Below are 26,108 nucleotides of genomic sequence, written 5' to 3'. Positions count from 1 at the left end.
CCCTTGTTATTGTTCAGGGCCTTACGAACCGAATCGTGCCCGGCCGCTCTGCATTATATTGACATAATACGTGATGTAAATCAATATGGCAGGCCATGGGGGAGCTGTGCGCGTTGATCCAGCAGCCAGCGGGCGTAGCCCATAGGGTGGGCGTACGACATTTTCCATTCATGAAGCATACCAGCCTTGTTAAAACCGTAACGCAAATCGCGGCCGTTGCATTCAATGAAGTAAAGCTCACCTTGCTCTGTAATCCCGACGTCCAGCCCGACATCCGCAAGGTGCGGAAGCTTCTCAGCCAGCGCTTCAGCGAGTTGAAGGGCAAAACTCCTAAGTCTGTCAATCAGCACCTGGACATCGAAGCCGGGGAAAACGGAGGCCAGCGTTTCAGTCACGGAAGCCGCCGAACCGCCCTGCCCTACATTAGAGACAAATGTATAGGGTGGTGCAATTTTAGCGAACATGCCGGTCAAGGTCCAGTCTCCACCATAGCCGCGCTGCACTGTCATGCGAATATCGAACGGGCGTCCGCCACAGACCGCCAGCGGAATGGTCTGCTGGATGATGAACGGCTCGTTTCTCGTAATTCTGCCCAGTTTATAGAGCACTTCTTGCCGGCTCAGGTATTTTGTCACCCATTTATGACTTCCCGGGCTTGATTGTTTATTCTGCTTATACTGAAGCTTCCACAGGCCGCCGCTTTTTTGCAGACGCATAATCCCTTTGCCGACACTGCCGAAGCAGGGTTTTATGATAAGATCCTCATACTGGCCCATCATTTTCTGCAGAGCAGTTCGTCTGAACTGAGACGTTACGGGTACGTGGTGGCTCAGTTGCGGATGCTGGGACAGTACCGTATGAGTATCCCATTTGCTGAAACGGGTCTGCAGGTTGTAAATGCGCACGCCACTCTTCCAAAGGGCTGCCAGCTTCATCCTGCTTGCCCGGCCCCCGTGTATGGCGCGGTTGTGAATCACGGAGGGCAACGGAATCACCGCCCGGATGAAGCGTCCGTTATGCTGGATGTAAGCGATGCATTCGCGTGTGGCAAGGTTGATATCCTTCAAGCACAGGTAGCACGGGATCAGCCCGTAGCGACCGCCGGCTTCTTCATAGTTCAACAGCGATTCATGACCTGTCCGTCCTGTTGGAATTTTGCTGTATGCGGCAGAGCTTAGCAGTATACCGGCGTACTCTAGGGGCATGGCCAATCCTCCTTGTCAAGTACAGTGATTGAACAATGACATTATATGTACTCGTCTGGTCGCAAGGGACATGGCAATTGACTTAAGTTGTTTATATTTACATAATTCGGGCTAAAAACCTTCCCCCGCAGAAGATGCTGTATATGATGATATATAAACCGATTGAGAAAGGGGGTGAATGCTGCAGTGCGTTCTCCCAGGCTGGTTGTTGTGACACCAGGATCCTTTGTCATTCCCTCTTTCCGAAGCAGCTCTGTTGAACGGGTGATTGAGCATACGATTCCACCTGTTGCCGATCCGTACCGAACGCGGATTTACGGGATTCGGGGGGAGGGTCTATCCGCACGGGGCCGACTGAAGCGCATCCCGTGCATCCGGTTTCCGCGCGGCAAAAAATATATCCCCGCTGTCATCAAGGCCATAAAAAGATGGCCTGCCCAGCTCGCGGATGTACACAACCGCCCTTTTGCAGCTTACAGGATCAAGAAAGCCTTTCCCCGCATGCCTGTTATTTTGACGCTTCATTCCACCACCTTTATGCGCCCTCCTTACATGATTCCGGGCAAGGAAAGCAAGCTGCTTGCACCTGTCGACAAAATCGTGGTGAACAGTGAATATGTCAAACAGGCAGTCATCAGCAGGGCGCCGCAGGCAGCGGACAAGATAACGATCAATTACCCCGGGGTTCAGATCGATCGTTTTCGGCAGCGGTGGACTGCGGAAGGCGAAGCGGAACGCGCGGCCAGATTGTACGAGGCTGGCTGGCAGAATCGGAGAATTCTTCTGTATGTAGGCAGGCTGGTCCCCGGCAAAGGGGTGCATCGGCTGATTGAGGCGCTCCCCCGGATTATCGTCTTCTGTCCGGATGTGCTGCTGCTCGTGGTCGGGAGCGCATTTTACGGCAAACGCCGCTCCACAGCGTATACAAGGCAACTGCAGGCACAGGCGGAGAGCGTAAGAGATCATGTGCGCTTTATCCCTTACACTCCCCATGATCAACTGCCGGGCTGGTATCAGCTTGCAGATCTTGTCGTTGTCCCCTCGCTGCGGGACGAGGCCTTCGGTCTGGTCAATCTGGAAGCGATGGCGGCGGCGGTGCCAGTGGTGGCAGCACGTACGGGAGGAATTCCGGAGGTGGTAAAGGACGGTATTACGGGCATGCTGATCTCGCCCGAACGGATGGAGGAGGAGCTTGCCGAAGCGATTATACGACTGCTGCAGGAGCCGCTGACAAGAAGGCGGATGGGGCTTGCGGGCTTGAGGGAAGCGGGCAGCCGCTTTTTGTGGGAGCATTCTTCACGGCGGTGGGCGGAAATCATCGAACAGGTAGCCCATAAATGAACGGAAGAGAACAAATACGGCCTGTAAGCCTGTATGTCCTTCACCGGAACCGCAGGTACAGGCCGTTATTTTTTCAAGAACAATAGGAGCGGACCGGGATACCGCCATTTATGAGAATATATGTAGTATTTTGAAAATAACCTGGATACCCAGTCCGCGATAATGTCAACTGCCGATGGCCTTGCCCTGCAGATTAATGGACGCCAACCGCATCGAATGCCAGACCGACAGAGGTAGCCTCGGCGGAGCCTGCCCCGTACAGATCAACGGCAGATTGAACGAGGGCATCACGTGCGGCTGCGAAGTTGGACGTTGGCGTCAAATAATAGACAAAGGCGTTATAGTAGATTTTCACAGCCTTGTCGCGTCCGATCCCGGGCACAGTCACACCATGGTGCGTTCCGCCTGCAGCCGTCAAATAGTACGCTTTGTTAATAATGCCGCTGTTCGTGTGAACACCGCCGTTATCCGCCGTGCCTCTATAGCGGTCATCATAATGGTCGGGCTGATCATACAGCGCAGGATTGGCCAACGATCTTAATGCATCTCCGGGAATTCCGGGGGTGTAAACATCATCGCCAATCAGCCAGTTCGCGCGCTGGACATCATTGCCAATAATATCGGAGAATGCTTCGTTAAGCGCTCCGGGCTCGTTAAGATACTCCAGGCCTGAGGTGAATTCGGTCACTCCATGGGTCAGCTCATGGCCGACTACGTCTGGATCACCGGACAGCTGTCGGAATTGCACTCCGTCGCCGTCGCCATAAGCCATGCCTACACCGTTCCAGCCCGCGTTATTATAACGGCTGCCATAGTGGACTGTGGATCGGATTTGGTAGCCGTTGCCGTCCAGACTGTCGCGATTGAATTTGTCGAGATAGTAATCGTAAACCTCGGCAGCGTAAGCATGGGCGTCGACCGCCGCAGCGTCTGTCCAGACATTATCCGTATCTGTCAGCAATGTGCCGGGCCAGGTATATCTGCTGTTCGCGGTATAGGTTATGATTCCGTTCCCCCTGGTCGTATCTCTTAGCTGATAGGTGCTGCCTGACTGGGTTGTCGTGAATGTTTTGGAATCGCCAAGCACGCCTGTTCCTCTGCCTGTAGCCATGCCCAGGATATCGTATTGGAACACAATGCTGCCATCCTGAGCATCAACGAAGTAGCGAGTGCGAAGCAAGACAGGCTCAATCAGGTTTACCTCTGTCATATATACCAGCCGGGCAGCATCCCCTTCCGGATAAATATAGAGCTCCGCTTTAGGCGCGGCCGCATGTTCACCCAGCACAGAGTCAGAAAGCGAAATCCGGTCTTCCTCAAGGCTGTTTACCGCGTACACGTCATCCGTTACCTCGGCATTGTCCAGCTCTTTGGCAATACGGGCAGCAGCTTCCTGCTCCGCAATATAAACGGCATCGGCTGCGCTGATTTTCGGGGTTGTGCCGCCGGGGATGGTTTGAAAGCTTTCGGCGATTGCGGCACCGAGAAGAGAGGTGATCTGTTCCTCCTTATCCAAATGTACGGTCTGCACCGCTCCGTAGACCGGGATATCGTCGATATACTGCTGCAGGCGGTAATGCAGCAAGCCGTTGCTGTCCTTTTCACGTTTGACAATTCTCAGCTGTTTCTGCACACTCTGACTGCTCAAGCCGAGTGTTTTGGCGCTTTTCTGCAAAAAATTCAATACTTTCTGATCATTGGGGGCAGAAGCCGGCGCTTTTGCGACCTCTGTTACAAACTTTGGCGTTAATTCCACAGGACTGCTGTCCGAGGGTTCAGCGCCTGCACCCGAGGCAAGTACACCAAAAAGCAGCGTGCCTCCTGCCAGGAGCGTTCCCGTTTTTTTCATCCGCATTTCATCCACTCTCCTATAAACAGATTTTTAGATGTGCTGGAAATTGCCTTTCCGGTATCAGATGTCTGGTAGCCGGTGGAAAGAAAAGCATCGTTAGCAGGATCAGGAAGCAAGCTGATTTGAAGTAGAGGTCACAGAGGAAAATTCATTTTGCATAAGCAGAGTTGTGAAGCAGAAGTAAGCAGACAGGGGTTGTACAAGTCAGATGGGCAGTCCTCCCTTCGTGATAGAGTTGATGCGTAGCAGGGATGCAAAAGGACAGGGGTTGGTATACATAAAAGTTATTATTTGTAAGTCCTTCGAATCTGAAATTGATATTATCACAGATTCATAGATTCGAGAAGAGGTTTTTTGAGATTTTTCTCTGAAATCCGCTGAAAAATGGCAAGCTTTTTGTACAGGGAACTTTGATAGATTAGGACAAAGGCCGTTACGGAGGACTTCCGTGCTTCATAGAATGCTGAAGGCTTACAGCGTTGATGCAAGGAGGGCGCAGACTGATGAAGAGAAGGCAACGGAGGTTTATGCGAACAAAAAAGAACGCTCCGGCAAGGCTGAATGAGAGGGGACTCCCCCGCCGGATCTTACGTCCCTTGGTATCCGTTATCATTCCCGCGATGAATGAAGGCCGAACCATCGGCAGAGTTGTCCAAGAGGCTTGCCGTGTCAGCCATCCAGTGGAGGTTATTGTTGTGGACAACGGGTCAGCGGATAACACTGCTGCACTGGCCGCTGCAGCCGGAGCTAAAGTAATCCGGTATGCGGAGCCTCTTGGCCATGACGTCGGACGCCGGATCGGGGCCGAGGCTGCTGCGGGGGAGATCCTTCTTTTTCTGGATGCGGATATGGTTATTCCGGCCGCTGAATTGCAGCCCTTTATTGAATCCGTCATGCGTGGCGCTGATGTGGCACTGAACAGCTACAGCGGACCTGTAGACCGGGATCCGGTTCATAGGGTCGTTGAAGCCAAATTTGTGCTGAACATCCTGTTGAGCCGCCCTGATTTAAAGGGAGCCTCCTTAATGACGGTGCCTCATGCGCTGAGCCGCAAAGCCGTCCAAATGGTTGGGGACGCTTTGGGACAGCCACCGCTCGCTCAGGCTATGGCTGTCGTCGCGGGATTAAAAGTAAAAACGGCATCTGCTGTTCAAGTCGGAAAAATGAATGTCAAGAGATGGTACGACAGGCAAGATCCGCTGGAGGATTTTGTGCTGGAAGATCATATGCAAGCAATCCGCTGGTTAACCGAACATCTCGGTCCCCGTGCCGGATTCAGTGATCTGGGGCGAAGGCGCAGCGCTGTCGGGGGGAGGCCGTCATGATTCGTGAGAAGGATAAATCCGTTCCCGGACTGCAGCGCCGGGCGAAGCGCCGGGGGCGAACCAAGGGCAAGCGGAGGGTGCGGCCAGCATCGGCACAGCCTTCGTTACAAAAAAGCAGGAGAAGGCATCCGTCTGCCAACACCTCTTTTACTTTGAACATATCGGCAGCAGCTGTTGTAACGGCATGTAATGAAGAGAATACAATCGCCGATGTGCTTAATGAGCTCAAACGTCTCCCCCTACAGGAAATTATCGTCGTGCTGAATGGGTGCACTGACGGGACGTACCGCAGGGCGCTTGAATTTCCAAACATTGTGATTGTGAACATTCCTGAAAAGCTTGGATATGATGTAGGACGGGGGATCGGCGCACGGCTGAGCACGGCTGATTGTGTCTTATTCGTGGACGGAGACATGAGGATCCCCGCTGTGGAGCTCTACCCGTTTCTGTCCGCGATAGAACGTGGCTGCGATGTGGCGCTGAATCACTTGACCCCGCTCCTGCCTCCGTTCAAAAGGCAGGACAGTGTGACCCGGTGCAAGGGCTCCTTGAACAGGCTGTTGAAGCGCCCCGACTTGGGGCGCGATTCGATGACAGCTGTTCCTCATGCCCTTTCCCGTCGCTGTCTGCAAGAGATCGGAGCAGAGCTGCTTGCCGTACCTCCGTTGGCACAGGCTGCCGCGATGCTGAAAGGGATGAAGGTTGCCCCTGCTCATACCGTAGATGTGCTCAGCCGTAACAGAGGGCGCAATTCCTTGAACCAGGGAGCCGGTAATCCGGTGGAAGCACTGATTGTGGGCGATCATGCCGAAGCTGTGGCTTATGTGCTCACCATGACGGGGAGAGGCAGGATTCCGGCGTCTCCATCTATGGTCCGGGTTGACCTTGCCAGAAGGAGGAATGGGCTATTGCGCTGATTAGTATTATTATTCCAACCTACAATGGCCTGCATTTGCTGCGGCCGTGTGTGGATGCAATCCGCAATTTTTCGGACCTCCCTTATGAAATCATTGTTGTTGACAACGGTTCGAATGACGGAACATGGGCTTATTGTGAAAAAGAGCGGATCATCAGCATTTGGAATCCGGACAACCGCGGCTATGCGGCCGCCTGTAATATGGGATTAAAGCTGGCTGCGGGCGATCATCTGCTCCTGATGAACAATGATGTGACCGTGATGCCGGGCTGGTTGAACAATTTGTATACTGCGCTGCACAGCAGCAAGCATGTCGGAATGGTGGGGCCTGTCACCAATTACGCTAGCGGCATTCAGCAGGTGGAGACCGGAGCGGACAGCATGGAAGCTTTTTTGCGCTTTGCCACAGGCAACAATCGGAGCGATCCGACCCGTTGGATCGAAACGGAAAGACTTGTGGGCCTCTGCCTTTTATTCCGCAGGCAGCTGCTGGAGAGGGTAGGGTATCTGGATGAGATCTTCAGCGGTGGCCATTATGAGGATGACGATTACTGCTTCAGGGTTCGGGCGCATGGATTCCGCTTGCTTGCATGCGGCGATTGCTTTGTCCACCATAAGGGAAGCGCAAGCTTCAAATTGATGGAAGAGGAAGCGTTGAAGGAACTGATACAGCGTAATTATCAACGGTTTGTAGATAAATGGCGGGTGGATCCCGGACGTTATATCAAGAAACCGACAGGAGCTGCCAAGTCCGTGTTTTAGGAGAAAATGGGGAGTTCATTGAATGTGCGTCGATATATATTTTTCTTAAGAACCAGGAGCCCTGATTTTGAATAGGTATGTATAGACGTCAGTACAGATTCTGTGCATGCTGGTAAGCGATTTGGAGTCAGGGTAAATCGGAGCAAGGGGGAAAAGCATATGGAACAGAAGGTTAATGAAATTATGCAGCATATATCCCAAGCCCAGGAACAACTGGCCAGATTGCTGGATACGGAAAGACATGTCGCCGTCCGCATGGCGCAAATTATTCATAATTTGCCGGATGAGGACCCGGATTTCGGCAGTTTGGAAGGGCTGATGGACAACTCGTCCGCAGTGAATAAAAGTGTGATCGATTACCTGAATGGTCTCGCCGATCTGCAGGAGTCCATGGCGGAGATTCTGGAGAGGGTAAAGAAGGAAATGAACGTGCAGGACGAGGAGTAGATGTGAATCGGGCGGTGAGGAAAGCATGAGCAGAGAACAGGCCATGATGCGTATGCTGGAATCTGCTGCAAAAATGCAGTGGGATATCGCTATGATCCTGGAGGCCAAAACAGTTGAAGCTGAGAAGGCCCGCAACTGGATCATCAATCATGTCGGAGCTCAGACCTTCGAGCAGCACGAGGACCAGCTTAAAAAGCCGCTGGAAATTCACGGGCAGCTGGTCGAAATGCTGGAGGGGTTAACCCGCGTGCAGACAGGGCTCTGCAATAACATGAAGGCACTGCTGGATGGAGACGAAGGTTCCGGTTCGGGCGGCATGGGCGGATTTATGGGAGATGCCATGGGCGGGGAAGATTTCGATACATGAACGGGAGAAGCGAGCAGGAGGTAAAGCTTTCGTTTCTGGAATCGATTGCTGCAAGCCAGCAGGCTGTAGCAAGGATGATGAACAGCGTATCGGATGTCATTCCCCATTCGGGCATATCAGCCAAGAGTCTGGAGGAAACGCTTTGTCTTCTGGCGTCCTACCAGGAACAGATTACCCGTATGATCAAAGTCACAGGGATCTCGTTGAATCGGCAGGTGAAGGGAAGCCCCGCCCTGCCGTGGATGAGCAGGATGAAAGGTGTATATGCCCCTGTGTCAGACCGGCATGCAAGGAAGGAGGAACCGTATGAAACTGAAACTTAGCCTCAGGAAGAAAACAGGCAAAAAAAGATTGGGCTACGGAAAACCCCTTTTAAAGAGAAGAAGCATACGCAGGCCGAAAGTACGGAGAAGAGGATTGCTCCGGCGTAAACGGACGCCAAAGCTATTGAGACGACGGCGCTTTCTTCGTCCAAAGCAGCGTGTCCACCCGCGGGATTTTACAGTTCCGGTTGAAACGCCCACGGTTCCTGCCCAGGCACCGGTAATTGACCCACAGGCAGTGGGCGTCGCGCCCGGTACGATGCTGCCCCATGATGCAACGGCATTCAATAAAGGGTATGAGGATGCTTACCAGGAAGGTTTCGACCAAGGTTTTGCAAAAGGCTACGAAGAAGGCAGCAGTCTGTCCAATCAGGCGTAGGCCTTATAGGCGAACGTTAAAAACGGCAATCAGCCGCAGGCATCTGCTTGTGGCTGGCTGCCGTTTTTCTTTTTTTGGATATCTAAAGGGTTGCTTCTATGACATAGGCGGATTAAGAGTGGACAATCGCCATTTTTTGTCCTTACGGAGACAGTCGTCCATGATACCTCTTACGCTGCGGCATATATAGGTTAAGAGACGGAAGTCGAGTCTACAAGAAGACGGGTGATGCTGGTGGCGAAACGTCGAAGGATAAAAAGGAGAGACAGTTTATTCCGCCTCGGCTACAGCGAGGGAAGGAGACTGGGAGGCTGCCAGGCGATGGTGGAGCGTACCCCTGTATATCCGCAGATGATAGATTGCCGGGTTCTGTTCATCCCTCAAGGGTTCCAGGCCATAGATGGAGGAGTGGCTGAGGCACTTCAGCGGTGTACAAAAGAGTGTCTGATAGGGACACCGGAAACGATGCTTGAGACGGCAGCGGCCTTTCGCCCCGACTTTATGCTGGTTATGAACGGGCTACATGTGTTTCCGCCAGATCATTTTGAACAGGTTCAGAACGTAAGGGCACTTGGTATTCGAACAGGGATATGGTTTGCAGATGATCCCTACTTTACAGAAGAAACTTCCGTCATCGCGCTGCAGTATGATGTTGTATTTACCCACGAGCTGTCCTGTGTCCCGTTTTACCGGTCGCTTGGCGCCGAACATGTTCACTACATGCCTCTTGGGGTGGATGAGCAGATTTTTCGTCCCCGCCGCGTCGACTTCCAATATGATGTCTGTTTCATAGGGAGTGGATTCTGGAACAGGGTGGAACTGTTTGATCAGCTTGCGCCTTTTCTGGCGGATAAAAAGGTGATGATTGCAGGTGGACATTGGAATCGTCTGAAGCGAACCGATCTGCTCGGAAAGTTTATCCGGGACGGCTGGATGGAGCCGACGGAGACGGTGAATTATTACAATGCTTCGAAGATTGTGATTAATCTTCACCGTCCCAGCGAAATGGGTATGGACAACAAAAACACCTACCGGCAGTCTGCGATGTCCATCAATCCGCGAACCTACGAGATCAGCGCGTGCGGGACATTACAGTTGACCGATATACGTGATGACTTGGGCAATCATTACCGCCCCGGATATGATCTCGAAACGTTCGAGAACGCAGATGAGTTAAAGGCCAAAATAAACTACTACCTGAAACACAGCATGCAGCGTGAGCATATTGCCTGGCGGGGCGTGCATACGACACGACAAAACCATACGTTTACAAGCCGAATACCGAAGCTGCTGAACTTTGCCTTGAGTTAGAGCATCCGGAATCCCAACGAACAGGAGTGAACTGCATGGAAGAGCAGCAACCGGTAAATGTAAATTCATTGGCTGCGGCTGTCTCCTACAATAGAGGACGTGAAAGCGGGATGCATGCCGGCTATGAAGAAGGTTATTTCAGGGGGAGAGCGAATGCCATTGCCGCCCGCAGGGGAACAGCGTTCCCGGTACGCCCGCTGCACATTTTGTATGTGTCCTCCGGCAAGCTGTATCCATATTCGCCGATAGATCAGGCCATTATTGCAACACTGCAGGATATGGTGCGGCAGGTGACGATTGCGGATCCGCGCCAGCAGATTGCCGATATTGCCGCTCAGGTTAAACCTGACCTGGTATTGGCGCTGGATGGCATGGAGATTCCATTAAATCAGGTAGATGATATTCGCAACAAAGGCATCCGGACTGCTGTATGGCTGACAGATGATCCCTATTATACCGACACAACATCCCAAATGGCTCCCCACTTTGATGATATCTTCACCCTGGAGATCAATTGCATTGATCTTTACCGCCAGCTGGGCTGCTCCTCTGTACACTATTTACCCTTCGCAGCTTACCGGGACCATTACTTTCCTTTGACAGTTCCGTCCGTCGTACGTCGGGATGTTAACTTCACAGGTTCAGCATACTGGAGCCGCGTCTATTTCATGAATCCAATCATGCCGCAGCTGATGTCCTACAATACGGGGATTAACGGCCTCTGGTGGGACCGGATCGAAAACTATCATCAGTACGCCAGCAAAATCGATGTGAACAAATGGCACGGGCCAGAGGATACCAATCAACTGTACAACGGCTCCAAAATTGTTATTAATCTGCATCGTTCACATTTGGATGATTCGGTTAACAATAATGCTATTTTGAAAATTCCGGCAGCGTCCCCTAATCCGAGATGTTTTGAGATCTGTGCGGCCTCAGCCTTTCAGCTCACGGATGCGCGGGACAACATGGCCAGTTTCTATAAGCCGGGAGAGGAAATCGAAACCTACAGTACACCGCAGGAGTTGATCGAAAAGATCGAATACTATCTCACCCATGATAAGGAGCGCCAAGAGATCGCACTGAGAGGTCTTGAACGGACATTGAAGGAACATACGTATGCCCATAGGCTTCATCAGATGCTTTCCATCCTGTTTCCATAACGGAGGCGCTGCATTGAAGCAGGAGAAAGGAGGCCGATGGCAATGAAACCTCGTATGATGCTGTTCAGCCACGTCAGTAATGCTTTTACAATAACGGGCGCCGAAAGGCTGCTCCTGCGTTTCTGCCAGGAAATGTCCGCTTATTTTGATTGTGTGCTGGTCGCACCGGTTGAAGGGAAAGTAACGGCGGAAGCGCGGAAAAAGGGAATCACTGTCGAGATTCATGCCTTTCCGCTCCTTTACAACATGTACACACCTTATGAGGGATTGGAGCATGAGGTGGAACAGTTGAGGAATGATCCTTTTTTTGGAGAAATCGTGCATCTGATCAGAAGTATGCAGCCGGATTTGGTTCTAACCAATACATGTGTGAATGTGCTGCCTGCCATAGCCGCCAAAACGGCTGGCGTTCCCGTTATATGGAAAATCACAGAAGTGATCAGAACCAATGAACACACTGCTGCAGCAGTACGGGTGCTCGACCGGTACAGTGACTGGGTTATTGGTATATCGCATACGGTGCTCGCTCCTCTGATGCGGGGATTGCCGGCTGGAAAAACAAGCGTGGTCGAGCCCTCGCGAAGCATTAGTGCAGAGGAATTGGAAAAGTTGAGCCAAGTTAGAGAAAAAAAGAGGGCTCAGTTGGGCCTGAAGGGTTCCCATTTTTGTGTAGGGTATATCTCTTCATTTATTTACGAGGCCAAAGGTCTGCTGTACTTTGTTGAAATGGCTTTAAAGCTGTGCAGCCGCTACACGCAGTGCAGGTTCTGGATTATCGGTAAACCTTCGGATTCCATTTATTATTCGCAATGCATTTCGATGATCCGGCAATCAGGGTATAGCAAAAGGTTTATCCTGACCAGCTTTGAAGCTTCCCTGACGAAGGTGTACGGCGTAATGGATGCAGTAGTAGTGCCGAGCATGGTGGAGGAAGGCTTCGGTCTCACCGCACTTGAGGGGCTGATGTATGGCAGACCGGTCGTTGCCTTTGCTCAGGGCGGACTGGCCGAGCTGATGCAGCAGACGGGCAACGGGGAGTTTCTGGTTGAGCCCGGAAACAGTGACGGTCTGGTGGCCTCCGTGTCCCGATTCATCAGCAACCCGGAGGAATGCAGAGCGATAGGCTGGCGCAACCGGCTGGAGGCAGACCGGATTTACGGGTTGGAGGCTTATCAAGGCAAGTTAAGAGGAATGGTCGAGCGATGGATGAATGAACGGCCGGAGTGGTTTAGTCCACAGCGATTATACGAAGCGGCTGCGGGGCCGCCGGTCGAGCTGGCGGGGGCAGAGGTGCAGCCGAATGCAGTTGTACAGGATGCGGCCAGGCCTGCTCAACCCGCGCCGAACAAACGCGGAACGGTACGTCTACGCAGGAAAGCACGGTTAATCCGCAGCATAACCCGGCGCGGGAAGAAAAGAAGCCGCCTTTCGGACCGGCGCAAGCGCAGGCTTCCCAAACGGGCCGCGACCGGACGACGCAAACAGAGACTGGCAAGGAAAGGCAGAATGAGCACCGGCTCGCGCAGAAAGGGGGCGGGCAGATGAAAATACTGACGATTCTGGGTACAAGACCTGAGATTATCCGCCTTAGCCTGATTCTACGAAAATTAGATAGATGGGCTGAAAAGCATGTACTCGTGCACACCGGGCAGAACTACACCGAAAGCTTGAGCGGGCAGTTTTTTCGTGAGCTGGGTCTTCGCAAGCCGGATTATGTGCTGCAGGAAAAAGCGGGCAGCCTTGGATCTCAGTTGTCCGCCATGTTCTCAAGTATGGAAGAGATCCTGCTGCGGGAGCAACCGGACCGTGTACTGCTGCTGGGGGATACGAACAGCGCGTTATGCGCTGTGATGGCCGAACGACTAGGCTTTCCTGTGGTGCATATGGAAGCCGGCAACCGCTGCTTCGATCTGGATGTGCCTGAGGAGAAGAACAGGAAGATCATCGACGCTATTTCAAGCATCAATATGCCTTACACGGAGCAAAGCAAGCAGCATCTGCTCCGCGAGGGTTTTCCCGTACAGCGGATTATCCTCACAGGGAATCCGATTTATGAAGTCATGAAGCACTACGACTCCCAGATCAACAGCAGTGATATATTGACAAAGCTTGACCTTTCCAAGAACGGCTATTTTCTGGTTACTGCACACCGTGCGGAAAATGTGGACCATGCTCCTCATCTCAAAGCGATTCTGGAGGGGCTTCACAGGATCGCGGAAAGATTCGGGCAGCGGATGATCTGCAGTCTTCACCCCCGCACGGCTACAAAAATCGCAGCCTTTCCGGAAATCAGCCTGCACCCGTTAATTGAACTGCATGAGCCTTTCGGTTTCTTCGATTTTGTTCATCTGGAGCGTCATGCGCGTTGTGTGCTGACCGATAGCGGGACCGTGCAGGAGGAATGCTGTGTTCTGCAGGTGCCGACGGTCACGATGCGCCGGACGACAGAACGGCCGGAAACCGTGGATTGCGGCAGCAATGTCGTGTCAGGTCTCGATGGACCTGCCATCGAACGTGCGACGGTGCTGATGACGGAGATGAACAAAGGCTGGCTGTGTCCAGCCGGATACCTGGTCGAAGATGTTTCCGATAAAGTGGTCAAATATTTGCTTGGGGGGGAAAGGCATGTTCAAAAATAAACGGATTCTGGTTACTGGCGGCACGGGTTCATGGGGTTATGAGCTTATTGCGCAGTTGCTGCAGTTCGAGCCCCGCGAGATCATCGTGTTCTCACGCGGGGAGTCCAGCCAGGTCACGATGAGCAGGCATTTCGAGGACAGCCGGCTCAGCTTCTGTATCGGAGATATCCGGGACAGGGAGGCCCTTATGACAGCCTGCCAGGGGGTGGATTACGTGTATCACCTGGCTGCGTTAAAGCATGTTCCGATCTGTGAGGATCAGCCCTATGAAGCTCTTAAAACGAACGTTGTAGGCACGCAGAATGTGATCGAGGCAGCGCTGGCCAATAAGGTGGAAAAGGTCATTTACATTTCGACGGACAAGGCGGCCAACCCCTCGAACTTTTATGGAATGACTAAAGCTATTGGCGAGAAGCTGATTGTTTATGCCAACCTGCTTAACGGCCCGACCAAATTTGTCACGGTGCGGGGAGGCAATGTGCTTGGCACGAATGGAAGCGTCGTTCATCTGTTCCAAAGCCAGATTCGGCAAAAGGGTGTCATCTCCATCACGGATATGAATATGACCCGCTTCTTTATTACACTGAGCGACGCCATATCCCTTCTCTTCAAGGCTTCCATCGAAAGTGTAGGGGGCGAAATCTTTATCATCACCATGCCGACGTGCAGGATCGTCGATTTGGCTCATGTGCTCATTGAAGCTTCGGGCGTGAAAAATGTGCAGATTGTTGAAAGGGGGACTCGCCCTGGCGAGAAAATTCATGAAATTCTGATGAGCGATTTCGAAAGCAAATCAACCGTCGTGTACGACGATCAGTACCTGATTATCCTGCCAACGCTGAATATACCAGGTCTTAAGGAGCATTACCAGCATTGCCCGCCGGTCTCGTTCAGCAGCTTCAGTTCGGAGTATAATCTGATGTCCGAAGACGAGATTCGGGCCATTCTGCGGCAGGGAGGCTTCATCAGATGAAGATTCTCGTTTTTGGCGGGAATGGGATGGCAGGACATATGCTGGTTCAATATTTCAGACAACAGGAGGAGCATCGTGTGTATTACACGACACGCGATGCGGAGGATACGGATGGTTTGCTGCTGAACGCTGCGGATTTCGGCATGGTGGAGTCCATCATCAAGACCGTACAACCATCTGTCATTATTAACGCGGTGGGCGTCCTGAATCAGTTTGCTGAGCAAGACAAAGTGAGAGCCTACGAGCTCAACGGCATTTTGCCGCATCGGCTGAGGAAAGCAGCCGATCTCGTCGGCGCGAAGCTTGTTCATATCAGCTCGGATTGTGTGTTCTCCGGTACACGTGGAGGTTACGCAGAACGGGATCAGCCTGATGGGACCAGTGTCTATTCACAATCGAAGGCACTTGGAGAGGTTGTAGAGGCCGGACATCTGACGATACGGACATCCATTATCGGCCCTGAAATTCGTGATGGCGGCATTGGCCTGTTTCAATGGTTCATGCGGCAAAAGGGTGAAGTTAGCGGATACCGGCAGGTGATGTGGAATGGAGTGACCACACTCGAACTGGCCAAGGCCATCGATGTTCTTGTCAAGCAGGAGCTGTCCGGCCTCGTTCATCTGGCATGTCCGCGGCCTGTGAGTAAGCATGATTTACTGCAGCTGATGCAGAAAATCTGGGGCAAAGAAGATGTGTCCATTATTCCGGTGGATATGCCAGTTCAAGACCGGACGCTGCGGTCAACGCGCCCGGACATGAAATATGTTGTTCCCGATTACCGCGATATGCTGGAGGAATTGCTCTTATGGATAAGAAATCCCCGAGAATGCCAGTCATTCTGATTACCGGTGCCGCCGGATTTACTGGCTTGAACGCTTGTCTTCACTTTGCTTCGATCGGCATGAGCGTTGCGGGGCTCGTTCGCGAGTCCCGGAAGCAACCCGAAGGCTTGGATAATGTGGTCTATTACCAGTGTGATCTTCTGGATCATCAGCGTCTGCGGGAGCTTGTCGCCAGTCTTAATCCGGATTATGTTCTCCACCTTGGCGGCAAAAATGCGGTGTCCGAATCATGGGAGCATCCTGTTCGTTTTATGGAGGCCAACGTGATGGGTACGGTGTATCTGCTTGATGCGTTGCGCCAGCTTCCGCAGTGCAGAATTTTGGTGGCTGGCTCCAGACTGAAGGCATCGCTTGAAGCACCAGAGCGTGTTGTCCACCCGTATGGTCTCAGTAAAGGGCTGCAGCAGGCTGCAGCCCGGTCCTGGTCCGTTCTGTTCAAGCAGGAGGTTGTGACGGCAGAGTCCTCCAATTTGATCGGACCGGGGCCATCCACCGGATTTTGCGCTCTGCTGGCACGTCATATTGTCCGTTCCGAGCGGAAAGAGTCCCCGGGACCTTTCCATGTCTCCTCACGAAAGGCGGTCCGTGATTTCCTGGATGTCCGCGATGCGCTGCGGGCCTACCAGCTGCTGTTGGAGCAGGGAGAGAGCGGAAAGGTCTATCCGGTGTGCTCGGGAACCGAACAGGGGCTTGGCACCGTGGTCGATCATATGCTGTCACTGTCCGGGAGCGGCCGGCAGGCGGAAATTGAATGGGGGCAGGAAGGAGAAGCAGCCCCGGGACAGCTGCAACGGGCGGAATGGCTGGAGGCAAGGGGCTGGAGCCCGTCCATTCCATTACACCAGTCGCTGGCTGATTGTCTGGATTATTTTCGAAACGGAGAGGAAGGGGAGGTATGAGATCCAGACCGAAGGTATCGATCGTTATTCCATTTTATAACTGTAATTACGTTGAACAGGCTCTGGACAGTGCATTGAACCAGAGCTACCGGGCGATTGAAGTCATTCTTGTGGATGATGGTTCGACGGATCATAAGGACAGGGTGAAGCCTTACCTCAAATATATTCACTATCTTGGCAAGTCTAATGGCGGCACCGCGAGTGCGTTAAATCACGGCATCCGTCATGCATCCGGAGACTATATTACGTGGCTGAGCTCAGATGATGCCTTTCACCCCGATAAAATCAATAATCAGGTTTATTTTATGCAGGAGCATAAGTCCTTCATCTCCCATACCAATTTTAATTATATCGATGACCAAGGCAAGATAACCAAGCTGCGCGCGGGCGAGCCGTTTATCTCCACCAGGCAGTTTCTGGAGTGCTTTGCCACGGCCAACCCGGTGAATGGATGTACAGTCATGTTCAAAAGGGAACTGTTTGGTCGAATCGGCCTGTTCGATGAGACCCTTCCTTACACGCATGATCTGGATATGTGGTACCGTGTGCTGCTCGGCGGTCATTTTACGATGTATCTGGATATGGCTTTGACGAATTATCGTGTGCATAGCCAAATGGGTACACAACTGCATTCGGCTAGAATCAAACCGGAGTATGATCAGCTACAGGCCCGTTACCAGCCCCGCTTTCAGGAAATGCTGCGACGCATTTGCGTTTGAGTCGTCAGATCTAAGTGAAGGACAGGCGAAGGGAAAGGGAGGAAAACGATGAGAGTTATGGTAACCAGTGCTTTATACAGCAGGATATTTGGTGTTCGTCAGCCACATCCGGATATATATGTGGACTATAACATCTGGAACAAGATCAATATGGAACTCCCTCCAGGGTATACAGTGCCCGATCCGAGGATTCTGGCAGTCCTGGTCGGAAAGGCGTAAATAATATGTAAGGTCCTTGCCCGCAAGTGGCATCCTTCAGAAAGGAGTGATGAACTGTGAATATTTTACTGGCAACGTATTGGCCGATTCCCCATGTGGGAGGGGTCTGGCCGTTTATGCTGCAGATCAAGCGCGAACTGGAGAAGCTGGGGCATACCGTCGATTTGTTCGGGAATGCGCCGGACAGTACTAAATATCATATGGTCAATCAGGGGAAGGAAGTAAGCAAGGAGAGCATCTTTCCTATGTTGAGCAAAAATCTTAATGAGACGACGGCTCCCCTCATGCACATGGATACCTGGGTTTATAATGCAGAGTTGGACCGGTATTGCATGGAGTTGTCTGCGGCATATTTCGGATTGGACCATTACGACATCATTCATACACAGGATATCATCTCAACGCGTGCAATGAGCAGGGTGAAAAGCAAGCATACCGCCTTGGTTGCCACCATCCACGGCTCAGTTGCGAGGGAAATCAGGCTTGTGAATCTGGACGCCGGATACCGGCAATCGCCGATATGGAAATACTACTGGGCTTTGGAGCATTTCGGAGGTGTATCCACGGATGCCACGATAACTTCAACCAACTGGCTGAAGAACATTCTTGTGGAAGAGTTTGCGGTTCCCGAGCAGAAGATCAGCACTTTCCAATACGGTCTGGATTTCGATCAATTCTGGTCCGTTTGTGCCAACGGCACCGATATGGCTGCTCCTCCCGGAAAGAAGGTGATGATTTGTCCTGCCCGTCTGGTTTATATTAAAGGGCTGCATTTTCTCATTTCCGCTCTGCAGCAGCTCAAGCAGCGCCGAAGCGACTGGGTGTGCTGGATCGCAGGGGACGGGGAGAAGAAAGAGGAACTGATGCAGCAGGCGCTGCAAGCGGGACTCGGTGGGGATGTCCTTTTTCTCGGGAGCCGGGAAGATGTTCCCGCCTTGCTGCAGCAGGCGGATATCTTTGTACATCCCAGTGTTCAGGATAATATGCCTTTTTCGGTGATGGAGGCTCAGGTTTCAGGATTGCCTGCTGTGGTGTCCAATGCCGGAGGGCTTCCGGAGATGGTCCAGCACGAAGTTACAGGTCTCGTCTCACCCGTGGGAGATGTAAATGCGTTAGCCTCTCAGCTTGAATATCTTCTGTCTCGCGACGATGTTCGGGCCCAAATGGGAGCGGCGGCTAAAGCATGGGGGACGGCACACTGGTCAATGGATCAAATGATCGGAAAATATATTCAGACTTATGAGAGTGTTTCAAATAAAGTATATAGATGAAGGATACAGGCGAAGGGAAAGGAAGGAAAACCATGAAAGTTAAAGTGATTAGTGATTTCTTTAACGGGATATTTACTGTTCGGCAGCCACACCCGGATCTGTATGTGGACTATAACATCTGGAATAAGATCAACATGGGACTCCATGAAGAGTATACATTGCCAGATCAGACGCTTCTGTCACTCTTGCTGGAAGAGGGTAAATAACCTTTTAAAAAACCTCGCCTGAATGCCCTGCGACCATCTAGGGTGAGGTTTTCTTTGCGGAATCATCTTTACAGGGAGTGAAAGTCTATTGAATATTTTACTGGCAACATACTGGCCGATTCCCCATTTGGGCGGAGTCTGGCCGTTTATGCTGCAGATCAAGCGCGGACTGGAGAAACTTGGGCATACCGTCGATCTGCTTGGAAATGGGATGGATCCTCCTAAATTTCAAATGGTCAACCAGGGGAGGGGGCTGGGGAAGGAGTTCATCCTTCCTGTGCTGGAAAGAGAGCTTAGTGGGGCGACGGCTCCCTTGCTGCATATGAATGCCTGGGTTCGCGGAATAGAAATGGACCGGTATTGCATGGAGCTGTCTGCGGCTTATTTCGGGCTGGACCATTACGATATCATTCATACACAGGATGCCATCTCAACGATTGCCATAAGCAGGGTGAAAGGCAAACACACCCCCTTGGTTGCCAGCATCCACGGCTCGATTGCAAGGGAAGTCATGCTTGGTCTGGAACGGGATCAGGGATCCGCATACCGGCAATCGCCGGTGTGGAAATATTACTGGGGTTTGGAGCATTACGGAGGCGTTTCCGCGGATGTAACGATAGCTTCAACCCACTGGATGAAGAACATTCTTGTACAGCAGTTTGCGGTTCCCGAGCAGCAAATCACTGTCTTCCAATATGGTCTGAACACCGATAAATTCTGGTCCGTCTGCGCCAGCGGCACTGATATGGCCGCGCCTCCCGGAAAGAAGGTGATGATTTGTCCTGCCCGTCTGGTTTATATTAAAGGGCTGCATTTTCTCATCTCCGCTCTGCAGCAGCTGAAGCGGCGCCGAAGCGACTGGGTGTGCTGGATCGTGGGAGAAGGGGAGAAAAAAGGGGAGCTCATGCAGCAGGCGCTTCAGGCCGGAATCGGTCAGGATGTTATGTTTCTTGGTCATCGGATGGATATTCCCGCTTTGCTCCAGCAGGCAGATATCTTTGTACACCCCAGCATTCAGGATAACATGCCTTTTTCGGTGATAGAGGCGCAGATACTGGGATTGCCTGCTGTGGTGTCCAATGCCGGAGGGCTGCCGGAAATGGTTCAGCACGAAGTGACAGGCCTCGTCTCACCCGTGGGAGATGTAAATGTGTTAGCCTCCCATCTTGAATATCTTCTGTCTCACGATGAAGCCCGTGTCAATATGGGAGCGGCGGCTAAAGCGTGGGGGGCAGCACATTGGTCAATAGATCAAATGATCGGAAGAATTCTTCAGGTTTATGAACAGGTTTCAGAGCAGGCGAAAGAAAAGGGAGGAGTACGATGAGAGTTCAAGTGATCAGTGATTTATACAACGGGATATTTGCCGTTCAGCAATCACATCCGGATCTGTATGTGGATTATAGCATCTGGAACAGGATCAATATAGGACTTCCGGAACAGTATATATTGCCTGATCAGAGGATTTTGACAGTTTTGCTGGAAGGACCCAAATAGGGAGTGAAGGTCTATTGAATATTTTACTGGCCATGTATTGGCCGATTCCCCATTTGGGCGGAGTCTGGCCGTTTATGCTGCAGATCAAGCGTGAAATGGAGCTGCTCGGACATCATGTTGATCTGTTTGGGAACTCGCCGGATGGTACTAAATATCATATTGTCAACCAGGGGAGGGAACTGAGCAAGGAGTTCATTCTGCCTGTGCAGGAAAGAAAGCTTAATGAGACAGCCAGTCCCCTGCTGCATGTGGATAGCTGGGTTCGCAATGTTGAGCTGGACCGGTACTGCATGGAGCTGTCTGCGGCATATTTCGGACTGGATCATTACGACCTCATTCATACGCAGGATGTCATTTCAACGCTGGCCATGAACAGGGTGAAAAGCAAACATACCGCCCTGGTTGCCACCATCCATGGCTCACTTGCCAGAGAATTCATGCTTTGGCAGCAGGACCCCGGATACCGGGAATCGCCGGTGTGGAAATACTATTGGGCCTTGGAGCATAACGGAGCTGCTGCAGCGGATGTAACCATAACTCCTACCCATTGGTTGAAAAATATTCTTGTGCAAGATTTTGCGGTTCCCGAACAGCAAGTCAGCACCATCTCAAATGGTTTGGACACCGATCAATTCTGGTCTGTTTGTGCCCAAGGCACCGATCTAATCGCTCCTGATGGAAAAAAGGTGATTATTTGTCCTGCCCGTCTGGTGCATATTAAAGGGTTGCATTTCCTCATCTCTGCTCTGCAATTGCTGAAGCAGCGCCGGAGCGACTGGGTGTGCTGGATCCCAGGGGAAGGAGACAAGAAAGAGGAGCTGATACAGCAGGCGTTGGCGGCGGGAATCGCTGAAGATGTTGTGTTTCTCGGACAGCGTAAGGATATCCCTGCCTTGCTGCAGCAGGCGGATATCTTTGTACACCCCAGCATTCAGGACAACATGCCTTTTTCAGTGATGGAGGCTCAGGTTTCCGGATTGCCGGCTGTTGTGTCTGATGCCGGGGGGCTGCCGGAAATGGTTCAACACGAAGTGACAGGCCTCGTTTCAGCTGTAGGGGAAGTAGAGACGTTAGCCTCCCATCTTGAGTTTCTGCTGGTCCATGATGAAGTTCGTGCCCATATGGGAGCGGCGGCTAAAGCGTGGGGGATAGAGCATTGGTCACTGGAGCACATGATTGGAAAATATCTTCAGGCTTATCAGAGGGCGCTTAGGCTGATTAGATAATTCTGTCCAAAAACACCTCATCCGAAAGAACCCGTGAGTTCATTCGGCGTGAGGTGTTCGGAGGTTATCTTTCAGACAGGGGGAGATGATCTATTGAATATTTTACTGGCAACGTACTGGCCGATCCCCCATTTGGGCGGGGTCTGGCCGTTTATGCTGCAGGTCAAGCGCAGACTGGAGCAGCTTGGACATACCGTCGATCTGTTCGGGAATGGGCCGGATTCCCCTAAATATTATATTGTCAACCAGGAGAGGGAATTGAGCAAGGAGTTCATTCTGCCCATGCTGCAAAGAAAGCTTAATGAGAATGCGAATCCCCTGCTGAATATGGACCCCTGGGTTCGCAATGTCGAGCTGGACCGATACTGCCTGGAGCTGTCCGCAGCTTATTTCGGGTTGGACCATTATGATATCATTCATGCACAGGATGTCATCTCAGCGCTTGCCATGAGCAGGGTGAAAAGCAAACATACCGCCTTGGTTGCCAATGTTCACGGCTCACTTGCAAGCGAAGTTATACTTTTATTGCAACGGAATCAGGACCCCGGTTACCGGGAATCGCCGGTGTGGAAATACTACTGGGCTTTGGAGCATTACGGATCTGCTGCCGCAGATGTAACGATAACTTCAACCACCTGGATGAAGAACATTCTTATGCAGAATTTTTCGGTTCCCGAACAGCAGATCAGCACTTTCCAATACGGTCTGGACACCGATCAATTCTGGTCCATCTGTGCCCAAGGCACCGATCTAACCGCTCCTCCCGGAAAAAAAGTGATTATTTGCCCTGCTCGTCTGGTTTATATTAAAGGGCTTCATTTTCTCATATCCGCGCTGCAGCTCCTGAATCAGCGCCGCAGCGACTGGGTGTGCTGGATCGTAGGGGAAGGTGACAAGAAAGAGGATCTGATGAAACAGGCAATTCAGGCCGGAGTTGACGGGAATGTTGTGTTTCTGGGTCATCGTTCGGATATTCCCGCTCTGCTCCAGCAGGCGGATATCTTTGTACACCCCAGCATTCAGGATAACCAGCCTTTTTCAGTGATGGAGGCCCAGGTATCAGGGTTGCCCGTTGTTGTGTCCAATGCGGGGGGGCTGCCAGAGATGGTTCAGCACGAAGTCACAGGCCTCGTCTCACCCGTGGGGGATGTAAATATGTTAGCCTCCCATCTTGAGTTTCTTCTGGCTCATGATGAAGTTCGTGCCCATATGGGAGCTGCAGCTAAAGCGTGGGGGACGGAGTATTGGTCAATGGATCTAATGATCGGAAATCTTCTTAAGGTGTATCAGAAGGCGCTTTGGCCAAACAAAAATTCTGTTTTATGACATAAAAAAACACCCCCTATAATTCATTGGTTCCCAGGGGGTGTTTTCCAATGTCTATTATAGGGGGGCACTTTCAGTCTTTCCCCTCTTATTATTATTCCAGAATCGTAAAGTCCCTGTTCGTATGACTGGCAATAATCGTACTGTCTTTCATAAGCTCTACGAGGACAAGCAGGGTATCCTTATTCCGGGTATTCGACACAACTTGCAGGATGAATGGGTTTCCATTTGTAGCAATGTTTTTAATCATGAATAAAGACGGAAAATCGTTCTGAGTCTTCAGGGTGCGGAGCTCACGCAGCAGTAGGCCGTTGGGGCTGTCTACCTCCACCAAAACGTCAGTTTGGTGTAAGCCACAGTTCTGGATGGTTATTTGTATGCTGTCAATATCTTGGCTTGGACAATGAATATGCTGTCCGGTGGACAAGCGGAATACAGACATAGATAAAGCCTCCTTTTTAGCTGGCTGCTCTCATTATATGGTGGAAAAGGAATGCCGGCTTGGACGATTGCCTTTTTTGAAATAATCCTGTATTGGTCCATACTCTTGGTCGAAGTCATGCATTTAATGAGTTATCAAATGCCACTTTCAAATAGATCAGGAGGGTGAGGTCAGTGAAGGCTGTTGTAACCGGAGGAGCCGGCTTTATCGGGACCCATCTTGTCCGTGCCCTGACCGATTCCGGATACGAGGTGCACGTGCTGGATAATCTCTCAAGCGGAAGTACTGCGGGACTGGATGCAAGAGCGGTGTTTCATCAGATGGATATCCGCAGCATGGAGGCCGGCGAGATCGTCAAGCGGGAACGCCCTGACGTTGTCTTTCATCTTGCTGCTCAGGCAGACGTTCAGCATTCCATTCGGCAGCCATGGCAGGATGCCGATGTTAATATTATGGGTACACTTCGTATTCTGGAAGCTTGCAGGGAGGCGGGATGCAAGATCGTCTTTTCTTCAACGGCAGGGATATACGGAGAGCTGCAAAAGGAACGAATCGTAGAAGAAGACCCCACGGTCCCGATTTCCTGCTATGGTCAATCCAAGCTGGCTGCGGAATGTTATATCCGTTTGTTTCACCATCTTTATGGAGTAGAATACACCATTCTGCGTTACAGCAATGTATATGGGCCAGGCCAAGGGGTAAAAGGAGAAGGCGGCGTTGTAGCTTTGTTCATGGAACGGCTGGTGAAAGGGGAGCCCTTGCAAATTCACGGGGATGGCGAACAGACGAGGGATTTTATTTATGTATATGATGTCGTCAAGGCCAATATGGCCGCTGCCCGGAAAGCCAGTCAAAGCACAGTCCATGTCAGCACAGGCCTTACTTCTACGATCAACGGTTTGGCTTCCTATCTGCTCGGCCTGCATGGCAAGGGCTTGACGTCTGTGCATACGCCGGCCAAAACGGGGGACATCAGGCACAGCTGTCTTGAGAATGCTAAAGCCGGTATGCTGCTTGGATGGAAGCCGTCTTACAGTATTGAAAAAGGATTAAGGCAGACATATGACAGTTGGTTGAACAATGTTGGATGAATAGGACAGACAGGCAGCCCTCCGGTGACCAGTTGGAGGGCTGCTGCGGGTTAGTCACTCATAACCGCTAATTGGCTAATCCCAGTGAATGCAGCATGGAGCGGAAGGAGTGGACATAGGAATCGGCGTTCAGCAGTCCGGCGACCATGTCCGTTCCCTGTTGGCGGATATGCTCGCGCAAGGCATGATCTGTTATCAACTCTGCTCCTTCTGCTGCCGCTTGATCAAGATCTCCATGCACATAAAATTTCCCCGTTTCATTATGTCTGATTAAGATCCGTACCCCGTGGGAATCGGTACTAATCACCGGGCAGCGGCAGGCCATAGCCTCTGCTACTGCATAACCAAAACCCTCGAGCAGGGAAGTGGAAAGAAGAAAACCCCCGGAATCACCGATCATGGAGTAATAATAAGGCATTTTATGATGTGGGATATTGTTCAATTTTTCAACAACATTGGATAAGCCATGGGTACTGAGCAAGTATTCGAACTGATTCCTGTCATCCGGCTGTGAAAGGGTATCGTCATAAAACATCCACAACCCCAGGTTGGGGAATTGCTGTCTCAGCAATAAAGAAATATCCAGGAAATGTCTCCAGTTTTTATTGGGCTCAAGCCTTCCGATCCAGGCCACAACCGGATCGGAAGGGGGAATGTTTGCTGTATAACGGATTGTAGAGGTGTCGAGCACATTCGGAAAAGAGAAAAGGTTGAGCGACGGGCATAGCCTGGTGAACAGTTCAACAAGATACGAGGTTGTTGGCACAAGCACCCCGTTGCAGCAGTTATACAGGATCGGTGCGGCCGCAGTCACCGTATTTTCAGCCTCTTCCATAGTTGAGAATCCCTGCGCTTCATAAATGAGCGCACCGTTATAGCCCGATTGACGCAGTTTGCTCAGCAAATGATAATCTGTGGCGATGATGATCGCATCGTATTGGTTGGAATGAACAATATTCAGAAGCTCGTTGTCGCCAGAGACGACAAATACCGGGATGTCATTGTTCATCAGGTTTTGCTTGCCCGTACCGATTTGGTAATACAGCAGGTGACATTCCATTCCGCTGCGCGCGAGTACTGTGCAGCGCTGGCGGTTCAGTGTTTCCATTCCGCCGCTTGGTACATAGAAGGTGAACAATATTTTAATTGTCGTTCTCCCCTTTCTGGGTGCATGAAAAGAAATTGAATGTATTCATTCAGACGAGAGCTCCGGTAATATCCAGCAGAAGTTGCGGTTATGCAGAATATGCAGGTCAGAGGAAATGTATGCATGGAATTGAAGTTCACATTTCGGACACATTTTTTTAAGCTTTCATTAAAGCGACTTTAAGCTTGGTTTATATCTGCAGCACTACGATAAAAGAATA

28 protein-coding genes are annotated in these 26,108 nt (G+C 51.5%); 24 read left to right on the top strand and 4 right to left on the bottom strand.

Annotation, left to right across the window (positions count from 1 at the left end):
* Window positions 1–80: 80 nt before the first annotated feature.
* A complete protein-coding gene (locus ACE5LO_RS15175; RefSeq protein WP_375520860.1) occupies window positions 81–1,205 on the bottom strand; it encodes a YheC/YheD family endospore coat-associated protein in 1,125 nt (374 codons plus the stop codon).
* 186 nt (window positions 1,206–1,391) lie between these two features.
* Here ACE5LO_RS15175 and ACE5LO_RS15170 point away from each other — a divergent pair, with 186 nt between their 5' ends.
* Entirely contained in the window at window positions 1,392–2,546 is a 1,155-nt protein-coding gene (locus ACE5LO_RS15170; protein WP_375520859.1) for a glycosyltransferase family 4 protein, read from the top strand.
* 193 nt (window positions 2,547–2,739) lie between these two features.
* Here the strand turns inward: ACE5LO_RS15170 and ACE5LO_RS15165 are convergent, their stop codons facing one another.
* Window positions 2,740–4,401, bottom strand: coding sequence for a M4 family metallopeptidase (locus ACE5LO_RS15165; protein WP_445993906.1), 1,662 nt, complete (start codon window positions 4,399–4,401; stop codon window positions 2,740–2,742).
* Window positions 4,402–4,901: 500 nt separating this feature from the next.
* On the opposite strand from ACE5LO_RS15165, the gene ACE5LO_RS15160 reads away from it, so the two are divergent.
* From ACE5LO_RS15160 to ACE5LO_RS15055, 22 genes are all read left to right on the top strand, one after another.
* Window positions 4,902–5,723 (top strand): glycosyltransferase family 2 protein, encoded by an 822-nt coding sequence (locus ACE5LO_RS15160; RefSeq protein WP_375520858.1) that lies wholly within the window; start codon window positions 4,902–4,904, stop codon window positions 5,721–5,723.
* Window positions 5,720–6,640 (top strand): glycosyltransferase family 2 protein, encoded by a 921-nt coding sequence (locus ACE5LO_RS15155; protein WP_375520857.1) that lies wholly within the window; start codon window positions 5,720–5,722, stop codon window positions 6,638–6,640. The genes ACE5LO_RS15160 and ACE5LO_RS15155 overlap by 4 nt, the downstream gene beginning before the upstream one ends.
* On the top strand, window positions 6,631–7,401 hold the full coding sequence (locus tag ACE5LO_RS15150; protein ID WP_375520922.1) for a glycosyltransferase family 2 protein: 771 nt from the start codon (window positions 6,631–6,633) through the stop codon (window positions 7,399–7,401). Before ACE5LO_RS15155 ends, ACE5LO_RS15150 begins: the two co-directional genes overlap by 10 nt.
* 159 nt (window positions 7,402–7,560) lie before the next feature.
* Window positions 7,561–7,848: a nucleoside-diphosphate sugar epimerase gene (locus ACE5LO_RS15145; protein WP_375520856.1), complete on the top strand. Its 288-nt coding sequence runs from the start codon at window positions 7,561–7,563 to the stop codon at window positions 7,846–7,848.
* A 25-nt stretch (window positions 7,849–7,873) separates the two neighbouring features.
* Window positions 7,874–8,215 carry an alpha-helical endospore appendage domain-containing protein gene (locus tag ACE5LO_RS15140; protein WP_375520855.1) on the top strand — a complete coding sequence of 114 codons (342 nt, stop codon included), beginning with the start codon at window positions 7,874–7,876 and terminating at the stop codon, window positions 8,213–8,215.
* Entirely contained in the window at window positions 8,212–8,538 is a 327-nt protein-coding gene (locus ACE5LO_RS15135) for a hypothetical protein (protein ID WP_375520854.1), read from the top strand. Before ACE5LO_RS15140 ends, ACE5LO_RS15135 begins: the two co-directional genes overlap by 4 nt.
* Window positions 8,522–8,917 carry a FliH/SctL family protein gene (locus ACE5LO_RS15130; RefSeq protein WP_375520853.1) on the top strand — a complete coding sequence of 132 codons (396 nt, stop codon included), beginning with the start codon at window positions 8,522–8,524 and terminating at the stop codon, window positions 8,915–8,917. Before ACE5LO_RS15135 ends, ACE5LO_RS15130 begins: the two co-directional genes overlap by 17 nt.
* Window positions 8,918–9,145: 228 nt before the next feature.
* Complete coding sequence (locus tag ACE5LO_RS15125; protein WP_375520852.1) at window positions 9,146–10,228, top strand: CgeB family protein; 1,083 nt, start codon at window positions 9,146–9,148, stop codon at window positions 10,226–10,228.
* A 35-nt stretch (window positions 10,229–10,263) separates the two neighbouring features.
* Window positions 10,264–11,391, top strand: a complete 1,128-nt coding sequence (locus ACE5LO_RS15120; protein ID WP_375520851.1) for a CgeB family protein — start codon at window positions 10,264–10,266, stop codon at window positions 11,389–11,391.
* 42 nt (window positions 11,392–11,433) lie between these two features.
* Window positions 11,434–12,936 (top strand): glycosyltransferase family 4 protein, encoded by a 1,503-nt coding sequence (locus ACE5LO_RS15115; RefSeq protein WP_375520850.1) that lies wholly within the window; start codon window positions 11,434–11,436, stop codon window positions 12,934–12,936.
* Entirely contained in the window at window positions 12,933–14,030 is a 1,098-nt protein-coding gene (wecB, locus tag ACE5LO_RS15110; RefSeq protein ID WP_375520849.1) for a non-hydrolyzing UDP-N-acetylglucosamine 2-epimerase, read from the top strand. The genes ACE5LO_RS15115 and wecB overlap by 4 nt, the downstream gene beginning before the upstream one ends.
* Window positions 14,017–15,003 (top strand): polysaccharide biosynthesis protein, encoded by a 987-nt coding sequence (locus tag ACE5LO_RS15105; protein ID WP_375520848.1) that lies wholly within the window; start codon window positions 14,017–14,019, stop codon window positions 15,001–15,003. The genes wecB and ACE5LO_RS15105 overlap by 14 nt, the downstream gene beginning before the upstream one ends.
* On the top strand, window positions 15,000–15,845 hold the full coding sequence (locus tag ACE5LO_RS15100) for a dTDP-4-dehydrorhamnose reductase family protein (RefSeq protein WP_375520847.1): 846 nt from the start codon (window positions 15,000–15,002) through the stop codon (window positions 15,843–15,845). Before ACE5LO_RS15105 ends, ACE5LO_RS15100 begins: the two co-directional genes overlap by 4 nt.
* The gene (locus tag ACE5LO_RS15095; RefSeq protein ID WP_375520846.1) at window positions 15,809–16,744 is read left to right on the top strand and encodes an NAD-dependent epimerase/dehydratase family protein; all 936 of its coding nucleotides are present in this window, start codon (window positions 15,809–15,811) and stop codon (window positions 16,742–16,744) included. The genes ACE5LO_RS15100 and ACE5LO_RS15095 overlap by 37 nt, the downstream gene beginning before the upstream one ends.
* The gene (locus ACE5LO_RS15090; protein WP_375520845.1) at window positions 16,741–17,463 is read left to right on the top strand and encodes a glycosyltransferase; all 723 of its coding nucleotides are present in this window, start codon (window positions 16,741–16,743) and stop codon (window positions 17,461–17,463) included. Before ACE5LO_RS15095 ends, ACE5LO_RS15090 begins: the two co-directional genes overlap by 4 nt.
* Window positions 17,464–17,511: 48 nt before the next feature.
* Window positions 17,512–17,682: a hypothetical protein gene (locus tag ACE5LO_RS15085; RefSeq protein WP_375520844.1), complete on the top strand. Its 171-nt coding sequence runs from the start codon at window positions 17,512–17,514 to the stop codon at window positions 17,680–17,682.
* A 56-nt stretch (window positions 17,683–17,738) separates the two neighbouring features.
* Window positions 17,739–18,953 (top strand): glycosyltransferase family 4 protein, encoded by a 1,215-nt coding sequence (locus ACE5LO_RS15080; RefSeq protein WP_375520843.1) that lies wholly within the window; start codon window positions 17,739–17,741, stop codon window positions 18,951–18,953.
* Between the two features lie 32 nt (window positions 18,954–18,985).
* Complete coding sequence (locus ACE5LO_RS15075; RefSeq protein ID WP_375355192.1) at window positions 18,986–19,159, top strand: hypothetical protein; 174 nt, start codon at window positions 18,986–18,988, stop codon at window positions 19,157–19,159.
* 88 nt (window positions 19,160–19,247) lie between these two features.
* Window positions 19,248–20,486: a glycosyltransferase family 4 protein gene (locus tag ACE5LO_RS15070; protein WP_375520842.1), complete on the top strand. Its 1,239-nt coding sequence runs from the start codon at window positions 19,248–19,250 to the stop codon at window positions 20,484–20,486.
* Window positions 20,483–20,656: a hypothetical protein gene (locus ACE5LO_RS15065; RefSeq protein WP_375520841.1), complete on the top strand. Its 174-nt coding sequence runs from the start codon at window positions 20,483–20,485 to the stop codon at window positions 20,654–20,656. Before ACE5LO_RS15070 ends, ACE5LO_RS15065 begins: the two co-directional genes overlap by 4 nt.
* A gap of 14 nt (window positions 20,657–20,670) precedes the next feature.
* The gene (locus ACE5LO_RS15060) at window positions 20,671–21,882 is read left to right on the top strand and encodes a glycosyltransferase family 4 protein (protein ID WP_375520840.1); all 1,212 of its coding nucleotides are present in this window, start codon (window positions 20,671–20,673) and stop codon (window positions 21,880–21,882) included.
* A 93-nt stretch (window positions 21,883–21,975) separates the two neighbouring features.
* Window positions 21,976–23,208 (top strand): glycosyltransferase family 4 protein, encoded by a 1,233-nt coding sequence (locus ACE5LO_RS15055; protein ID WP_375520839.1) that lies wholly within the window; start codon window positions 21,976–21,978, stop codon window positions 23,206–23,208.
* 94 nt (window positions 23,209–23,302) lie between these two features.
* Here the strand turns inward: ACE5LO_RS15055 and ACE5LO_RS15050 are convergent, their stop codons facing one another.
* On the bottom strand, window positions 23,303–23,650 hold the full coding sequence (locus ACE5LO_RS15050) for a hypothetical protein (protein WP_375355197.1): 348 nt from the start codon (window positions 23,648–23,650) through the stop codon (window positions 23,303–23,305).
* A 173-nt stretch (window positions 23,651–23,823) separates the two neighbouring features.
* Here ACE5LO_RS15050 and ACE5LO_RS15045 point away from each other — a divergent pair, with 173 nt between their 5' ends.
* Complete coding sequence (locus ACE5LO_RS15045; protein WP_375520838.1) at window positions 23,824–24,741, top strand: NAD-dependent epimerase/dehydratase family protein; 918 nt, start codon at window positions 23,824–23,826, stop codon at window positions 24,739–24,741.
* A 67-nt stretch (window positions 24,742–24,808) separates the two neighbouring features.
* Here the strand turns inward: ACE5LO_RS15045 and ACE5LO_RS15040 are convergent, their stop codons facing one another.
* A complete protein-coding gene (locus tag ACE5LO_RS15040) occupies window positions 24,809–25,849 on the bottom strand; it encodes a glycosyltransferase family 4 protein (protein ID WP_375520837.1) in 1,041 nt (346 codons plus the stop codon).
* Window positions 25,850–26,108 lie beyond the last annotated feature (259 nt).

The sequence above is a fragment of the Paenibacillus medicaginis genome (assembly GCF_042138635.1).
Lineage (GTDB): Bacteria > Bacillota > Bacilli > Paenibacillales > Paenibacillaceae > Paenibacillus > Paenibacillus medicaginis.
The sequence above is the reverse complement of the archived record's forward strand: the minus strand, read 5'-3'. Positions and strand labels throughout refer to the sequence as shown.

What these genes read in the sequence shown, in the direction of transcription:
- ACE5LO_RS15115 (WP_375520850.1), top strand. Translation starts at nt 11,434, where the DNA reads ATGAAACCTCGTATGATGCTGTTCAGCCACGTCAGTAATGCTTTTACA.
- ACE5LO_RS15090 (WP_375520845.1), top strand. Translation starts at nt 16,741, where the DNA reads ATGAGATCCAGACCGAAGGTATCGATCGTTATTCCATTTTATAACTGT.
- ACE5LO_RS15160 (WP_375520858.1), top strand. Translation starts at nt 4,902, where the DNA reads ATGAAGAGAAGGCAACGGAGGTTTATGCGAACAAAAAAGAACGCTCCG.
- ACE5LO_RS15145 (WP_375520856.1), top strand. Translation starts at nt 7,561, where the DNA reads ATGGAACAGAAGGTTAATGAAATTATGCAGCATATATCCCAAGCCCAG.
- ACE5LO_RS15120 (WP_375520851.1), top strand. Translation starts at nt 10,264, where the DNA reads ATGGAAGAGCAGCAACCGGTAAATGTAAATTCATTGGCTGCGGCTGTC.
- ACE5LO_RS15130 (WP_375520853.1), top strand. Translation starts at nt 8,522, where the DNA reads ATGAAACTGAAACTTAGCCTCAGGAAGAAAACAGGCAAAAAAAGATTG.
- ACE5LO_RS15075 (WP_375355192.1), top strand. Translation starts at nt 18,986, where the DNA reads ATGAAAGTTAAAGTGATTAGTGATTTCTTTAACGGGATATTTACTGTT.
- ACE5LO_RS15125 (WP_375520852.1), top strand. Translation starts at nt 9,146, where the DNA reads ATGCTGGTGGCGAAACGTCGAAGGATAAAAAGGAGAGACAGTTTATTC.
- ACE5LO_RS15095 (WP_375520846.1), top strand. Translation starts at nt 15,809, where the DNA reads ATGGATAAGAAATCCCCGAGAATGCCAGTCATTCTGATTACCGGTGCC.
- ACE5LO_RS15065 (WP_375520841.1), top strand. Translation starts at nt 20,483, where the DNA reads ATGAGAGTTCAAGTGATCAGTGATTTATACAACGGGATATTTGCCGTT.
- ACE5LO_RS15140 (WP_375520855.1), top strand. Translation starts at nt 7,874, where the DNA reads ATGAGCAGAGAACAGGCCATGATGCGTATGCTGGAATCTGCTGCAAAA.
- ACE5LO_RS15105 (WP_375520848.1), top strand. Translation starts at nt 14,017, where the DNA reads ATGTTCAAAAATAAACGGATTCTGGTTACTGGCGGCACGGGTTCATGG.
- ACE5LO_RS15155 (WP_375520857.1), top strand. Translation starts at nt 5,720, where the DNA reads ATGATTCGTGAGAAGGATAAATCCGTTCCCGGACTGCAGCGCCGGGCG.
- ACE5LO_RS15040 (WP_375520837.1), bottom strand. Translation starts at nt 25,849, where the DNA reads ATGGAAACACTGAACCGCCAGCGCTGCACAGTACTCGCGCGCAGCGGA.
- ACE5LO_RS15165 (WP_445993906.1), bottom strand. Translation starts at nt 4,401, where the DNA reads ATGCGGATGAAAAAAACGGGAACGCTCCTGGCAGGAGGCACGCTGCTT.
- ACE5LO_RS15085 (WP_375520844.1), top strand. Translation starts at nt 17,512, where the DNA reads ATGAGAGTTATGGTAACCAGTGCTTTATACAGCAGGATATTTGGTGTT.
- ACE5LO_RS15135 (WP_375520854.1), top strand. Translation starts at nt 8,212, where the DNA reads ATGAACGGGAGAAGCGAGCAGGAGGTAAAGCTTTCGTTTCTGGAATCG.
- ACE5LO_RS15175 (WP_375520860.1), bottom strand. Translation starts at nt 1,205, where the DNA reads ATGCCCCTAGAGTACGCCGGTATACTGCTAAGCTCTGCCGCATACAGC.
- ACE5LO_RS15050 (WP_375355197.1), bottom strand. Translation starts at nt 23,650, where the DNA reads ATGTCTGTATTCCGCTTGTCCACCGGACAGCATATTCATTGTCCAAGC.
- ACE5LO_RS15100 (WP_375520847.1), top strand. Translation starts at nt 15,000, where the DNA reads ATGAAGATTCTCGTTTTTGGCGGGAATGGGATGGCAGGACATATGCTG.
- wecB (WP_375520849.1), top strand. Translation starts at nt 12,933, where the DNA reads ATGAAAATACTGACGATTCTGGGTACAAGACCTGAGATTATCCGCCTT.